11 protein-coding genes are annotated in these 14,876 nt (G+C 55.7%); 6 read left to right on the top strand and 5 right to left on the bottom strand.

Annotated elements, in window-relative coordinates; all coding sequences use genetic code 11:
* Window positions 1-187: 187 nt before the first annotated feature.
* Window positions 188-1,573: an MATE family efflux transporter gene (locus BHW66_RS08680; RefSeq protein WP_102758390.1), complete on the bottom strand. Its 1,386-nt coding sequence runs from the start codon at window positions 1,571-1,573 to the stop codon at window positions 188-190.
* A 177-nt stretch (window positions 1,574-1,750) separates the two neighbouring features.
* Here BHW66_RS08680 and BHW66_RS08685 point away from each other — a divergent pair, with 177 nt between their 5' ends.
* Window positions 1,751-2,197 (top strand): hypothetical protein, encoded by a 447-nt coding sequence (locus tag BHW66_RS08685; RefSeq protein ID WP_146023890.1) that lies wholly within the window; start codon window positions 1,751-1,753, stop codon window positions 2,195-2,197.
* A 110-nt stretch (window positions 2,198-2,307) separates the two neighbouring features.
* Complete coding sequence (locus BHW66_RS08690) at window positions 2,308-4,485, top strand: family 20 glycosylhydrolase (protein WP_180975766.1); 2,178 nt, start codon at window positions 2,308-2,310, stop codon at window positions 4,483-4,485.
* A gap of 130 nt (window positions 4,486-4,615) precedes the next feature.
* On the opposite strand, the gene BHW66_RS12825 is transcribed toward BHW66_RS08690, so the two are convergent.
* Window positions 4,616-5,365: a LamG-like jellyroll fold domain-containing protein gene (locus BHW66_RS12825; RefSeq protein ID WP_102737298.1), complete on the bottom strand. Its 750-nt coding sequence runs from the start codon at window positions 5,363-5,365 to the stop codon at window positions 4,616-4,618.
* Between the two features lie 861 nt (window positions 5,366-6,226).
* Entirely contained in the window at window positions 6,227-7,177 is a 951-nt protein-coding gene (locus BHW66_RS08700) for an enolase C-terminal domain-like protein (RefSeq protein WP_102737299.1), read from the bottom strand.
* A 91-nt stretch (window positions 7,178-7,268) separates the two neighbouring features.
* Between BHW66_RS08700 and BHW66_RS08705 the strand changes: the two genes are divergently transcribed.
* The 3 genes from BHW66_RS08705 (at window position 7,269) to BHW66_RS08715 (ending at window position 12,037) form a co-directional block, all read left to right on the top strand.
* Window positions 7,269-8,174 carry an SDR family oxidoreductase gene (locus BHW66_RS08705; protein ID WP_164917463.1) on the top strand — a complete coding sequence of 302 codons (906 nt, stop codon included), beginning with the start codon at window positions 7,269-7,271 and terminating at the stop codon, window positions 8,172-8,174.
* A complete protein-coding gene (locus tag BHW66_RS08710; protein ID WP_102733397.1) occupies window positions 8,171-9,472 on the top strand; it encodes a class I SAM-dependent rRNA methyltransferase in 1,302 nt (433 codons plus the stop codon). Before BHW66_RS08705 ends, BHW66_RS08710 begins: the two co-directional genes overlap by 4 nt.
* A 96-nt stretch (window positions 9,473-9,568) precedes the next feature.
* The gene (locus tag BHW66_RS08715; RefSeq protein WP_128153539.1) at window positions 9,569-12,037 is read left to right on the top strand and encodes a hypothetical protein; all 2,469 of its coding nucleotides are present in this window, start codon (window positions 9,569-9,571) and stop codon (window positions 12,035-12,037) included.
* 14 nt (window positions 12,038-12,051) lie between these two features.
* Here BHW66_RS08715 and BHW66_RS08720 read toward each other — a convergent pair whose 3' ends face one another.
* Together BHW66_RS08720 and BHW66_RS08725 are read right to left on the bottom strand one after the other, a co-directional pair.
* Window positions 12,052-12,333 (bottom strand): KH domain-containing protein, encoded by a 282-nt coding sequence (locus tag BHW66_RS08720; protein WP_012420852.1) that lies wholly within the window; start codon window positions 12,331-12,333, stop codon window positions 12,052-12,054.
* Window positions 12,334-12,664: 331 nt separating this feature from the next.
* The gene (locus tag BHW66_RS08725; protein ID WP_094139163.1) at window positions 12,665-13,849 is read right to left on the bottom strand and encodes a class I SAM-dependent rRNA methyltransferase; all 1,185 of its coding nucleotides are present in this window, start codon (window positions 13,847-13,849) and stop codon (window positions 12,665-12,667) included.
* Window positions 13,850-14,034: 185 nt separating this feature from the next.
* On the opposite strand from BHW66_RS08725, the gene nagB reads away from it, so the two are divergent.
* On the top strand, window positions 14,035-14,778 hold the full coding sequence (nagB, locus tag BHW66_RS08730) for a glucosamine-6-phosphate deaminase (RefSeq protein WP_022198221.1): 744 nt from the start codon (window positions 14,035-14,037) through the stop codon (window positions 14,776-14,778).
* The last annotated feature ends 98 nt before the right edge of the window (window positions 14,779-14,876 follow it).

The following is a 14,876-nucleotide window of genomic DNA, read 5'->3' on the forward strand; positions in this document are numbered from 1 at the left end:
ACGGCGCGTTAGGCATACTGCCGGTCTTATGTCCTGCAAAAATGCCAGCGGCAAAACGGTAGGCGGGGAGGGCTTTTCTCCAGAGGATGGGAAAAAGCGGTTTCACTCCCCCCCTGCCGCACCCCGGAAAGAACGAGGCCGGGAACGCGGATTCGTGCAAATAAAATAAGGCAGATAGGGAGAAAGGTTATGCCTTTCCCGTGCCGGGAACCAGGTAGTGCCTGTTTTTCAGCCGGTAGTATTTCAGGAACCGGCGGATGAAGAGCAGGGTGACGATAAAGGAAAGCACGTCTGCCAGGGGGAGGGATGCCCAGATTCCGTCCTGCCCCCAGAAACGGGGCAGGACCAGCAGGAACGGCAGCAGGAAGAGCATCTGGCGCGTCAGGGACAGGAAGATGGCCAGACGGGCTTTTCCGATGGCCTGGAAGAAGTTCCCGATGATGATCTGGCTGCCGATGAGCGGAAAGGCCAGCACGCAGATGATCAGGCCGTTGGCCGCCAGGCTGATGAGTGAGGCGTCATCCGTGAAGAGGCCGGCAATGCCGCGGGGAAAGAAGACGCAGGCCAGGAAGCCCAGCGTGGTAAAGGATGTTCCGGCCAGAACTCCGTATTTGAGGGTGAGCAGAACGCGGGCCGGTTTCATGGCTCCGTGGTTGTAGCCGATGATGGGCTGCATTCCCTGCGTGAGGCCGATGACGAGCATGGCGAACAGGATAAGAATGCGGTTGATGATGCCGTAGGCCCCGATAGCCAGGTCTCCCCCATGGTCCGCAAGCTGCCTGTTGATGGCGACGGTGACCGCGCTGCCGCAGACGTTTACCAGGCAGGGAGCCAGCCCGATGGACAGGATGCCGGTGATGATGGTCTTGCGCAGCTGCCAGATGCCGCGGCGGAAGTGGACCGTGCTGGCCGCATCGGAAAAGTGTAACAGCACACGCACCATGCCGACGACCTGGGCGAGAAGGGTGGCCACGGCGGCTCCGGTAATGCCCCATTTGAACCAGAAGATGAAGATGGGAGCCAGGATGATGTTGATTCCTACGGAAAGAAGGGTGGAGCCCATGGCTTTTTTAGGGTAGCCGGTAGCTCTCATCACATGATTGAGGTTGAAGAAGACGTATGTGACGGGCAGGCCCAGCAAGGTAATGAGCATGAAGTCGTACGCATAGGTGAGGGTTTGCCCGCTGGCTCCGAAGGCTGTCAGAATTTCCGTAAGGAAAAGAAGCGTGGGAATCACCAGCACCACAGCGGCAATCAGACTCATGATGAGGACGTTGCCAAGCGTACGCTCAGTTCCTTCCTGGTCTTTTCTTCCCAGCCGGATGGAGCTGATGGCCGCCCCGCCGATGCCTACCAGCGTGCCCAGCGCGAAAGTCAGGTTCATGATGGGGAAGGTGACGGCCAGGCCGGACAGGGCCAGAGGCCCCACGCCGTGGCCGATGAATACGCTGTCAATGATGTTGTACAGAGAGTATACCACCATGCCGGCGATGGAGGGCAGGGAGTACTGGATCAGCAGACGCCATACGGATGCGTTTTCCAATTCTGCGATGTTGCGTGACTGGGCTGCCATGGGCGTTCTTCCTTTCAAAACAGGCAGCAAACTATAAAAACGCGCGGATGGGTTGTCAAGCTGTCCACCTGTCCGGAAAACGGCCTTTTTCCCCCAGTTCCAGAGAGAGTGCTGTTTTTGATTGACTGTGGAAGCTTTTGGGGGTTGAGTCCTTTCCGCCTTTTTCAGAAGCACGCCATGACCATATCCGTTTTCCCTTTCCTGCGCCTTGTCTCCGTTTGCGGCGCCGCTCTTATGGGTTCTTCCTGTCTGCCCATGTTTGGCGCCGGGCAGGTGCTGGCGGGAAGCAGCCTCGCGGAAGGTCTGCTGCCCTCTTCCTCTCTGGATCTTGTGTGGAGAGGAGACATCCGTTCTTTTCCCTCTTCCGGTTTGAGGACGCCCCGCGGGTTCAAAGTTTCTCCCGCGGATTCTTATTCCCTGCTGATGGAAGCGCGCCCGGGGATTGCCGGAGAGTGGGCCTGCTATCATGACCGCAGTAATTACTACTGGGCTTTTGTAGCCGGAAAGAAGGAGGAGGAAGCGGGGCTTTACGCCGTGCGCCGCGGCGTGGCCGTAAGCGGCATTTCCGGAGAAATTGAAGATGCCCCCGCCGTGCAGGATGCTCAGCCATTCTCCGCCATGTAAGCACAGGTTCTGGTCTTTTTGCAAAAAATGCTGCCGGAACCCCGTTTTCCGGCAAGTTGGACACGATAGGTTTGACAGGCAGCTGTTATTGCGGGCGTATTATGAACCGCATGAAGTTCCTTTTATTATCGTTTGCATGGGTGTGCATGGCTTGCGCCGGAGCATGGGGGCAGGATACGGCCCCGTCTTTCCCGGCCAATGGGGCCAATTACAGGCTGTTTCCGGCGGACCGGCCTCCGCTGGTTCCCAAACCCCAGCAGCTGCGCTGGGACGACAGGGCCATTCCCGTGCAGTCCGTACGCATTTTGGCTCCGTCTCCGTCCAGGACTTCCTATCCGGAACAGATGAAGTTCATTGTTTCCGAATTGAAATCTTTTCTGGCGGAGCACCGCGTGAAGGTGGCTCCGGACGGGACGTTTGCCGTTAAATTCGTCAAGGGGGATGTGAAAGCCGGCACGGAAAATTCCAAGCTGAAGGAGGAGGCTTATTCCCTCCGTGTAACTCCCGGCGGCGCACTCATTACGGCGATGGATACCAGAGGATTCTATTACGGCATGAAAACGCTGGAGCAGCTTCTTTTGCGCCGCGGCGGGACGACGACCATTGCCGCCTGCGATATCGTGGACTGGCCGGATTTTGAAATCCGCGGATTCATGAACGATGTGGGACGCAATTACATGCCGCTACCTCTGATTGCACGGGAGCTGGATTCCATGGCGCAGCTCAAGCTGAATGTTTACCACTTCCATTTTACGGAGAACCCCGGCTGGCGGCTGGAATCCAAAATTTATCCGGAGCTGAACGCCCCCGAAAATTATACGCGCATGCCTGGCAAGTTTTACACGCAGAAGGAGTTTAAGCAGCTGGTGGAGTACTGCCGCCTGCGCAATATCCTGCTGATTCCGGAGATGGATATGCCGGGGCACAGCCAGATGTTCCGCAAGGCGCTCAACGTGAAGATGAGCGATGAAAAAGCCACCAAAGCCCTGGTGGCCCTGATCAAGGAGTTGTGTTCCCTGGTTCCCAAGGAGAAAATGCCCATCATCCACATTGGCACGGACGAGGTGCGCGGCAAGGATGAGCAGGTGAACAATGAGATTCTTAAGGAGTACATCCATGCAGTGGAGTCCTGCGGCCGCATTCCCATGAGATGGCAGCCCGGCCTGACGCCGAAGGGCTATAACGGCTCCATCCAGCAGTTATGGTCCGGCCGCCAGAACCGTGGCGCATGGCCTACCGACGGAGCGAAGTATGTTGATTCCCTGGAGACTTACCTGAACCACCTTGATCCGTTTGAAACGGCCATGACCATGTATTTCCGCCGGGCATGCCCGTTTCGGAATGCGGAAGGACTGGGCATGATGCTGTGTTCTTTCCCGGACCTGGAAATTACGGATCCGCGCAACCAGGTTCTTCAGACGCCCGTTTACGCCGGGATGGCGTTCGTTTCCGAACCCTTGTGGAACAATCCCCATGAGAAGGTTCAGGGAGATCCCAACCAGGACGAATATATGAAGTATTTTTCCAATTTGCCCGTGCAGGGGGATCCTCTGCTGAAGGGATTTGCGGATTACGAGAACCGAGTGCTCGCTATCCGGGACCGTTTTTTCGTGGATAAGGAGTTTAATTACGTGCGGCAGGCTAATATTCCCTGGAAATTGCTTGGGCCTATTCCCAACGGCGGCAAGACGGAAACGGAATTCGCCCCGGAGGAGGATAACAAGGCAGGGAAGATGAAGGATTCCTATGAGATTGACGGCGTCACCTATGAGTGGTCCGGAGACGATTACACGGGAGCCACCATCATTTTCAAGCATTACTGCGATTTCCCGACGCTGTTCAATGGAGCGAAGATGGGAGCTTATCCCCACAAGAACCACACTTATTACGCGCAGACCTGGATTTATTCCCCCAAGGCGCAGACGGTTCCTTTCTGGATCAGCGGCCATACCTGGGCTACGTCCGACTGGCGCAACGGCCCGGCGAGCGTTCCCGGTAAATGGTTCCATGCGGATCCCAAATTTTTCGTGAACGGCCGGGAGATTGCTCCGCCGCAATGGAAGAAGCCGCGCAACAGCGGCGTGATGGTGGATGAAAACTACCATTTCCGGGAACCTTCCATGGTTCCGTTGAAGAAGGGCTGGAACCGCGTGCTGGTGAAGAGCCCCAGCAACAATTCCGCGCGTCGGTGGATGTTCACTTTTGTTCCGGTGCTGGTGAATCCCAAGACGCCCGGCTGCAATGTGAAGGAATATCCCGGCCTTAAATTTTCCACACGTCCGGAATAGAAAATTCCGTGATGGGCATCCGGAGTTGAAATGATCCGGTTGCGGTGTCCTTCATGATCATCAAAAGTAAGAGCCGCGCTTTTGTCAGAAGCGCGGCTCTTTATTGCATGTAAAAGGAACGGATACGAAATCAAGCCCTGCGGCGGCGCATCATCAGAGCGGCAAGCCCCATCAGGCTGAGGGAAGTCGTGGCCGGTTCCGGCACGGGAAGCACCACTTCATTATAGAACTTGATGTTATTAATGTCTATTGAGCCTAACAATGCATGCCCACCGCCTCCGAATGCGCTTCCGAACTGAGCTCCGGTCAGAGCGGGAGACTGGGGATTCCACTCCGTAATGGAACCAGCCAGAGAGCCGTTGACATAAACGGAAAGAGTATTGGAATCCAAATCCGAGATGATGCTGAAACTGGTCCAAGTGTTCCTCTGGAGATCGGCAGATGTTAGTCCCGTATTGATGGAAGACGTGTTTCCTGTATTTGCTCCTCCAAAGGAAGTTTCGCCGCCAACCTTGTTGTAGAGCATAAGAGCTCCGGACGAGTTGAACTGCAGCTGTAGAGAGTTCCCATTTCCTGATGTCGTGTTATTGGAATACAGACTAAGGATGGAATTCCAATTGCTGTTTTGTGTAGAGAGATTTTTCAGGTCGAAACTGATCGTAAAACTGTTGGAAATACCTGAAATACTTGCGTTCCATGGATTATTGCTGCTTGTGAAAGAAGCGTAATCATTCCCCTCCGTGTAAGTGAAGTCATTATGCCAACCAGAAGCAGTTATTTGAGCTCCACCGGCCGTCCATTCCCAGGAATAGACTGGTTCCGCTCCGTTGGACAGAGCGGAAGCCGCTAAAAAGGACAGAGCGAATAAGGTTCTTTTCATAATTATTGATAATTGGTGTTATTCTTTCTATTATCTGGATTCCAACCCGGAATCTGAAAGAAGCCTATCGGATAAGCAATCCGCTATCTAAAAGAACCAGGCATCTTTTTCTTAATGAACCAATCAATTTCAAGCCCAGAAGAATGTTTTTCTAACACCAAGTAAAATATTTAGTTTTTTCATTCCTTCCTTGTTCACTCAAACAGGATGGGTAGTTTTGGACAATGAACTTTCTTTTCAGCATGCCCAATTTATATAAAATTCTTATTTTCAAAATTTACGGCTTTACACCGGATTGCTTATCCGGTGGATAAATATTTTCCTGTCTCCATGTATTAATGTGCGATATCATGGAACCTGACCGTTGAAGAAGGGGAGATTGCTAATGTTTTTTTGAGCTTGTTTCACGACAATATATTTCGTCACATATGAAAAGGGATTGAACCTTTCCCCTTGGGAAAAGAAAACCGGAATGTCAGGAGAAAGGTAACCGGTATCCGGCCAATACATTGCCAGGATAAAAAGAATGGAGCGTCATGGGTGTTCTGGCCGTTTAATGACGGCCAGTAGAAAAGATGTACAGGCGGATTTTATTGTCTATGGGTCAAAGAAAAGAAATTACTGGAATTCCTTATGGGTAAGACGAAGGTTGAATGATTGGATTTTATATGAATGCTGGAGGCCATAAAGACATTCCCATCCCTGTTCCTGTTGTTTGGAATGGAACGGCTGATGCTGCCAAGACACCGGAAAGAATTCAAAAATAATATTTAAAGATTTTTTAAGTGGTAGAATGGCTGGAATAGAAACTAAGGCTGTTGAGCCCGTATGGGTTCAATGAAGCAGATAAGGCTTGCATTGTTACAGTGTTTGCCAGGGGATGTTTTCCAAGATTTCTCCGAAGCCGAGTCCCGCTCCTCCGGGCACGGCCACTTGTGGGTTCATGCCGCCCATCTGGTCAATGAAGGGGTCCGGCTCAAACAGAAGGTGCGTGCAGAGGCCGCAAAGGGGAATTTCCGTGGGAAGGGAGTTGCGGTAATATTCCGCCGCCTGGTAAACGGCCCAGAGCTGTCCTACGGGGTGGTCCATGACGGTGGTGAAGACGGGAGGTTCGTAAAGGTATTCCGGAGTTGCTTCCCGTGCGGGCTTGACGATGCGGATGATGGGCAGGTCTGAGGAAATAGCCGGCTGGTGTTCCACGTCCGAACCCATGTCCAGGGCCAGAGGCATGCCGGCATCCACCAGACGTTCCCAGCTTTGGATGGAGAAAGGGCACGGGTCTTCTATGAAATCTATCCTGGTTTTCAGGTGGTGGGGCAGGGATTTCCAGAATTTCAGGGCATCGTTTTCATTCAGACTGCCGTTGAAGTCCAGCCTCCAGCGCCAGGAGGGGACCATGGAAGCCAGCATTGTCAGCCGTTCCAGAGCGGCAGCCAGGTTGGCGCTGGCCTTGATTTTTCCAGCCTTGAATCCCTTGGCTTCCATGATGCGAATGGTAGCGGGGCTGACGCAGGAGGGCAGCGTGGCGTGGCTTTCCGGAATGTGCAGGCCGTCAAACAGGCTGACACCCCTCGCGCGGGCTTCCCCGTCCGTTCGGGCGCACTCCGCAGCGCGGAGGCCCAGAGGCAGGGGGCGACCCTTCCTGAGCGCGTCCAATTCCTCCTGCAGGGTGGCGTCTCCCAGTTCCGGCCACGGCTGGATGCAGCCGTACCCGCCTTCATCCGTTTTAATGAGGGCTCCCTTCCTGCATACTTCCGCGGCTCTGGCGTTCAGCGGGCCGCAGGCTGTTAAAGAATATTCATGGTAAAACACAACTTTAATTCAAACAACCTTTCCATCTTTTGTCACGATGAAAAAAGGTTTTCATTGGATTTTGGAGGGTGAAGCGTCTAAGCTCTGCGTCATGTACAGAACATTGGTGTTCGGAGCGGACGGACGGGTGGGGGGGCGCCTGGCGGCGTATCTGGAGGAATATGGCCTGGAGGTGGTGAAATGCGGACGGGGTTTTTGTGATTTGAAGGATTTAAGCGCTTTAAAACGTGTTCTTCTTTCTTCCGGAGCCACTCATGTGGTGAACTGCGCCGCTGTGAGCGGATTGGAGGCCTGCCTGGATGATCCGGAGACGGCCCACCGCGTCAATGCCATGGCTCCGGAGATGATGGCGCGCATTTGCCGCCTGGAGGGTATGCGCTTTATCCATTTAAGTACGGATTATGTACTGGACGGCAGGAGGAAAGGCTTAAAAACGGAGGAGGGGAAGTGCCGCCCCGTGAATGTGTACGGGGAGTCCAAACTGGAGGCGGAATTCCGTGTGCGGGAGGAGATGCCGGATGCTTTGGTAGCCCGCGTTTCCTGGGTGTTCGGCAATCCGGTCCGGCCCTCATTCCCGGAAATGGTGCTGCGGCGGGCGATGAAAAGGGAGCCCCTGGCTGCCGTGGCGGACAAATGGTCCATGCCCACATGGGTGGAAGATTTATGTGCATGGCTCCGTTTTCTGGCTTATGAGAGCGGGGCGTCCGGCGTGCTGCATCTGTGCCAGTCCGGGGAGCCCGTTTCCTGGCACAGTTATGCCATAACCGTACTGAAATGCGCCGTGAAGCACGGGTTGCTGCCTTCTTTGCCGCCCGTGGCGGAACAAAAGCTCGACGAACAGGCCGGTTTCAGGGATGCTCGGCCCCGGCATACCGCCATGTCCTGCGAACGGCTCTCTTCTCTGATGAAGAAGCCCGTGAGGGCGTATGAAGAGGCCATCGATATGGCCGTGGCCCGCTATGCCGCAGATCCAACCCTTCTCTCCAGCATTTCATGAACGATTTCCGCAATTCCCGTGATTCCCGTCCCAGGCCCGTTTACCGGGACCGCCGTTCCCAGCCGGGCCGTCCGCGCACGGCTCCCAAAAAGAACCTTTTTGCCAACAAGGCTCCGGAAGGGAGCGAGCAATGGCTCAAGCCCTGGGTGGAGCTGAAGTATTTCACATACAATCCGGCCGTGTTCCCCCGCATGCTCGGCTCCGTAAGCGGGGAAATAGCGCCGGGTAGCCTGGTAAACGTCTATGACAAGAACGGCGAACTGTTCGGCGCCGGATTCTGGAATGAGGCCAGCCGCACGCCCCTGCGCATGGTGCACCACGGGAAGGACGCTTTTGCCGAACGGGATCTGGATGCCGCACTGGAACGCGCCGTGAAGCTGCGCCGGGAAGTTCTGCGCCTGGATGAAACCACTAATGCGTACCGCGTGCTGCACGGAGATTCCGACGGCCTGGGCGGCCTGGTGGTGGACCGTTACGCGGACGTGCTGAGCCTGGAGGTGAGTACTCTGGCCGTCTGGCAGAGGCTGAACCGCTGGCTGCCCCTGCTGCACCGCCTGTGCGGCACAAAACGCCATGTGGTGCAGGTGGATGAGGGAATTGCCCGCATGGAGGGAATCCGGGCGGAGGAAGCGCCGGAATCACCGGCCCCCGTCAGGCTGGTGAAGATTGTGGAAAACGGCATCACCTATGAAGTGGACTTCGCCCAGGGGCACAAGACGGGCTTTTTCTGTGACCAGCGGGACAACCGCCTCAAGTTCGCCTCCCTGGTGAAGGGGGCTACGGTGCTGGACCTGTGCTGCTACAGCGGCGGCTTTTCCATTGCCGCCAAGATGCTGGGCGGAGCGGCGGAGGTAACGGCTGTGGATTTGGATGAGAAAGCCGTCGCCATGGCTAAGAGAAACGGAAATATCAACCGTCAGCGCATCGACTTCGTGCATGCGGACGCCTTTGTCTATGCGCGCCAGATGGTGCGCAACGGCCGCCTGTTTGACGCTGTGCTGCTGGATCCTCCCAAATTCATCGTCGGCAGGGACGGGTATGAAGAGGGTATCAAGAAATACCATGACCTCAATATGTTGGGGTTGCAATGCGTGCGCCCCGGCGGCCTGTTTGTCACCTGTTCCTGTTCCGGGCTGCTTTCCCCCGCGGAGTTTGAGCATACCGTCATCAAGGCTGCCCAGCGGCAGGGGCGCAAGCTCCAGATAATGGCGATGACCGGCCCCGGCTGGGACCACCCTTTCCTGAGCACTTATCCGGAGGGCCGTTATCTGAAAGTTCTGTGGGCGATTGCCCTGTAACTGGAGTTGAGGCCCGGAACGCATTTGGGAGAAAACGGAAGAACCTTCCAGGCGTGTTGACGTTTTTTGCCCCTCTCTGCTTCTGTGGTGAGGAATATGGCAAAACAAGTATTGCAGCGGCTCAGTTTTACAGCCGGGGAACTGACCCCGTGGCTGGCCGGACGCGCCGACCTGGACCCCGTGTCCCGTGGTGCCTCCCGGCTGATAAATTTTCTGGTCAGCCCCTTCGGCGGTCTCCGGCGCAGGCCGGGAACACGCCTGGTCGCCCGCGCGGGATGCCGGGAGGGCATGGTGAGGCTGGTTTCCTTCAAGTACTCCACGGGCGTGCAGTTCATGCTGGAAGTGGGGCGCGGCTACGTTCGGTATTTTAAAAATGGCGCGCTTCTGACGGATACGGAAGGCGGGGTGCTGGAAACGCTTACTCCGTGGAAGACGGATGAACAGGTAAGCAACCTCCGGATGCAGCAGCTGAATGACGTGATTTACTGCGTGGAACCTTCTACGCCGCCTATGACGCTGGCCCGCTACGCAGACGATGACTGGCGGCTGGAAGCGTTGGAGTTTTCCGGAATTCCTTATGAGAGTTCCCTGTTGAATGCCGTGCGGCTGGAATGCCGCATGGTGCGGGAGGGGAGCGTCAACAGGCTGCTGGCGACGGCGGACGATGATGTATTCACTCCGGAAATGGAGGGAAAGGAGTTTTTGCGCATCACCAGGAAATATGGAGAAACCGTGGCGGAGGGAAACCAGATGCCTTTTTACCATTTGACGACTCTGAGCCGGGATCTTTACAAGGGAGAGACTTTTTCCATGAACCGGGAGGACGGCTGGCGGCAGGCTTATACCTGCATCCGCGATTTCAGCCGGGAAAGCGACTACCAGGAAGGGGTGGACCGCCCGGAGAGGTACACGGCCTTTTTTGAAAAAGGGGCCGATGCCAGTACCCGCATTTATGTCAACGGCGCGTGGACGTTGGAGACTACGGGGACCTGGGATGCGGAATGGGAAATCTGCCGGGGGTATCCGGACGGCTCCAATTACCTTCCCAACCGTCCGGAATTAGTGTGGCATTCCGTGAAGAGCTTCCAGCAGAGGGAGGGGTTCCGGAATAATTTCACCCTGAGCGGCAATGAAGAGGAAATGTCCTACTACAAAATCCGCCTCATGGCTTACAAGGACGGGTCTTCTGCGGGAACGCCCGTATTCCGCGCATCAGCCGGCTCCTTTAACCATGAGGTGGTGGTGGAGGAATATGTTTCCCCGCGCAGCGCCTATCTTGCGAGTGCCCTTCATCTGTCCTATCATACGCTGAGTGACTGTGATACCAATGACTGGTCTTTTGGTGCGTTCGGGGTCCGGAACGGTTATCCGTGCACGGTAGAGTTCCATCAGGGGCGGCTGTGGTTCGGAGGCACTCCTGGGCAGCCCCAGACGCTGTGGGCCAGCAGGGTGGATGATTTTTCCGCGTTTACGCCCGGAATTCCGGCGGATTCTCCCATGATTCTGACAATGGCCGCTTCCCAGCAGAACCGCATTTCCTGGATAGCTTCCCTCCGGGGGCTGATGATTGGAACCAGCGAGGGGGAATGGCGTCTGTCCGCCACCAATTCAGAAGGGTTGAATGCCTCTAATGCCGGATTTGAGCGCCATTCCGGCGTAGGCTCCGCTTCCCTAGATGCCCTGTCTGTAGAAAACAGCCTTCTTTTTGTGCAGCAGGGCGGGATGAAGGTTCGGGAATTATTTTATTCTCTGGAGGCTGACGGTTACCAGACAAGGGATGTGAGCCTGTTGTCCGACCATTTGCTGGGGGAGGGAATTGTGGACTGGACTGTACAGAGGAGCACGGCGTTCCATGTCTGGTGCGTTCTGGGTGACGGCAGCGCCGTATGCATGACTCTGAACAGGGAACAGAATGTGGTGGCGTGGCATGCACACCGCCTGGAACACGGCCGCATTCTGTCCGTGGCGTCCCTGCGCGGTTCCCGCAATACACCGGATGAGGAGGTATGGTTTGCCGTGGCGCGCGGGGAAGGGGAGGAGGCCTGCATTACGGTGGAATGCATGGCGGATGGGAATGACTGCCTGGATGCCTGCACGGAGGCTGTCGTGAAGGGGGAGACGCTGTCCGGCCTGAGCCATTTGGCGGGATGCGGCGCCTTTCTGGTGGGCGGGGACGGCGCATGCATGGACATCAGCGTTGACGGAGCCGGGAATGCCGCCTGTCCCGGAAGGGGGGATGGGGAAACAGTATCCGTAGGCCTGGCCGCTCCGGCGGAAGTAAGGACGATGCCCCTGGAAACGCTTGAGACGCTGGGTTGCTTTAAAAAGCAACTCGGTGCGCGCGTCCTGCTTCATGAAAGCACCCTGAAATTCCGCTACGGAACGGGAACTCCGGAGGCATGGAAGGATTTCCAGCCCGGCAGGTACAGTGTTTCCGAACCTTACTCCGGCTATGTGCGGATGATTCACAACTATGGTATGGATGAGCAGTCTTCCTTTGCCCTCCGTGTGGAGACTCCGGCTCCATTTAACCTTCTGGCCCTGGTGCTGGATGTGGAATTATAGGCGCAGGAGTGCGTTTACGGCTGTTCAGCCGCCTCTTCATGGGAAAGCATGTGTACAATGACCTTGATGCCGTGTTTTTCCCCAGCCGCCTTCGCCAGGGAACGAATGGCGGAGGCCGTCATTCCATTGCGGCCGATGATGCGTGCCACGTCCGTTTTTTCCAGAATCAGGCGGAAGCGGACGGCGTCTCCCTGCGGGGATTCCGCAACGCGCAATTCTGCCTGTTCCGGGTGTTGCACGAATTGCAGGGCGATCAATTGCAGGTACTGGCGGATTTGTTCTACGGCAGGATGCATGAAGGGAAATATGGGTTATTTTCATGAACCATACTATAAAGCCGCCTGATTGAAAAGATGCAATTCCAGACATTCCCTGAAAAAGAAAGTCGCCCCGGCCGTAAAACGGCCGGGGCGCCCCAACTACCCTATGAAACTGGATCGGTTAAGATCCAGAGAGCTTTTTTAACGAGCGCTCACCTGCTCGAGGCGCAATATAGTGGAGGAAAAGGGGATACACAAGTATTTTTTCATTGGAACGATGTTTTTGTTCAATGGAAATAGCATCGTATTTTTATTTCATTTTGACAATATCGGGACCGGAGGAATGGTTATTGTTATTGTCATGAAATCATCTTCCGGGAAGCAGTTCATACGTGAACCCCTTCAGGTATTCCGTTTCCGGAATATTCAATAAAACCGGATGATCCGCTCTTTGGCCGTGTTGCTGCATCAGACGCAGGGTGGCCGGAGCATCAATGGCGGCGTCAAGCACGCTCTCCCGGAACAGGTCCGCTCCGGCGTGGTGGGAACAGCAGAAGGTGGAAAGGATGCCTCCCGGAGCCAGAAGCTTCATGGCGCGGAGGTGGATTTCCTTATATCCGCGCATGGCGTCATGCACAGATTTTTTGTTTCTGGTAAAAGAGGGAGGGTCCAGGATAATCAAATCCCATTTGTGTTCTCCTCCGTCCCGGACGAGGGCCGCTTCCTTTTTCAGGAAGTCAAACGCGTTATCCGTGACGCACTGCACGGAGACTCCGTTCAGGCGGGTGTTTCGCGCTACGGCGTCCATGGCGTCCTGGGAAACGTCCACGGCCGTTACCTCCGAGGCTCCGGCCAGGGCGCAGGCCAGGGCGAAACCGCCCTGGTTGCAGAAGCAGTCCAGTACGCGGCGTCCGCGGGCGAAGCGCGCCACGGCGGCGTAATTGTCAAGCTGGTCCAAATACAGGCCGGTTTTCTGTCCCGTCTGAAGGTCAATCATGAATTGCACGCTGCCGCTGCGTGCGGCAAAAGGTTCCGGTTGCTGTCCTCGTGCCACCCGGACGGAGGGGGAAATACCTTCTGCCGCCAGTATGGGTGAATCATTCCTGACAATAATCCCGCGGGGAGAAAGAAGGTCTTCCAAAACATTCAGGATGATGGGGAGGCGGCATTCCATGGCGATCGTCAGCGTCTGGACGACCAGATAATCCGCGTAACGGTCCACAATGAGGCCGGGAAGCCCGTCGGATTCGCTCCAAACGAGCCGGGTGAGAGTTTCTTCTGGAAGCCGGCGGCGGCGCAGTTCTACTGCCTGGCTGATGCGCCTGGAAAAGAAATCTCCGTTCAGTTCCTGTTTGCGGCGGGAAAAGCGCCTGGCGACGATCTGGGAATGGGGATTGAACATGGCGGAACCCAGAAAGCGGTCCTTGAAATCCTTCAGGGCCACAACGTCCCCTGGCTGCGGGTTGCCGAAGACCTTGCGCACTTCCGTGCCGTAAACCCAGTCGTGTCCTTGAAAAATGCGTGCTCTTGGAGAAATAATCAAACCTGCCATGTCAGGAAAGGCAATACATGATCGGGGGGGAAAGTTCAAGGGTAATGCGGGCGGTTTCCTGAACGGATGGGGAAAGGGTGGAGGCCTCCGTACCCGGGGATTTTTTGCGCAAGTGCGCCGCTGTGCATCATTCCGGGACTATTTCGGTTGAAAATGCCCGGAAACGCAGTAAAATAGGGCGCGTTATGAAAGTAGAAACTTTTGAAACTCCCCAGGATGCTGCCAAGGCTTTGGCAGGAGAAGTTGCGGAATTGATCCGTACGCGCGCCGCTGAAGGCAAAAACGTGGTTCTCGGCCTTGCCACGGGCGCCACTCCGCTGCCTTTTTACGCGGAACTGGTTCGCATGCATAAAGAGGAAGGCCTTTCCTTTGCCAACGTCATTTCCTTCAATCTGGACGAATACAGCGGCCTGGATCGTGACCATCCGGAGTCCTACTGGTATTTCATGCACACCAACCTTTTCAACCACATCGACATCAAGCCGGAAAACATCAATCTGCCCTCCGGCACGGTGAAGGATGATGAAATTGCCGCCCACTGCGCCGCCTATGAACAAAAGATCAAGGACTGCGGCGGTATTGACCTCCAGATTCTCGGCATTGGCCGGACTGGCCATATCGGCTTTAACGAACCCGGCTCTGATGACACCACCATTACCCGGCAGGTTCATCTGGACGAACTGACCCGTTCCGACGCCGCTCCTGCTTTCGGCGGTATTGAAAATGTTCCCACCACCGCCATTACCATGGGCGTGGCTACCATCATGGGCGCTCGTGAAGTGGCTCTGATGGCTTGGGGTGAAAAGAAGGCGTCCATCGTGAAGAAGGCTGTTCAGGGGCCTGTGACGGTGGAGGTGGCCGCCTCTTACCTTCAGAAGCATCCGAACGCCAAGTTCCTTCTGGACAAGGGAGCTGCTTCCCAGCTTTAATTTTACGTTGTAGCAACGGAAACGCCGTCTTTCCCTGTTTCGTGGAAAGGCGGCGTTTTTTTATGGGATGAAGGAAGGCGGGAGCTTCTTCTTTCCAT

It is taken from the genome of Akkermansia sp. 54_46, from assembly GCF_001917295.1.
GTDB classification, from domain to species: domain Bacteria; phylum Verrucomicrobiota; class Verrucomicrobiia; order Verrucomicrobiales; family Akkermansiaceae; genus Akkermansia; species Akkermansia muciniphila.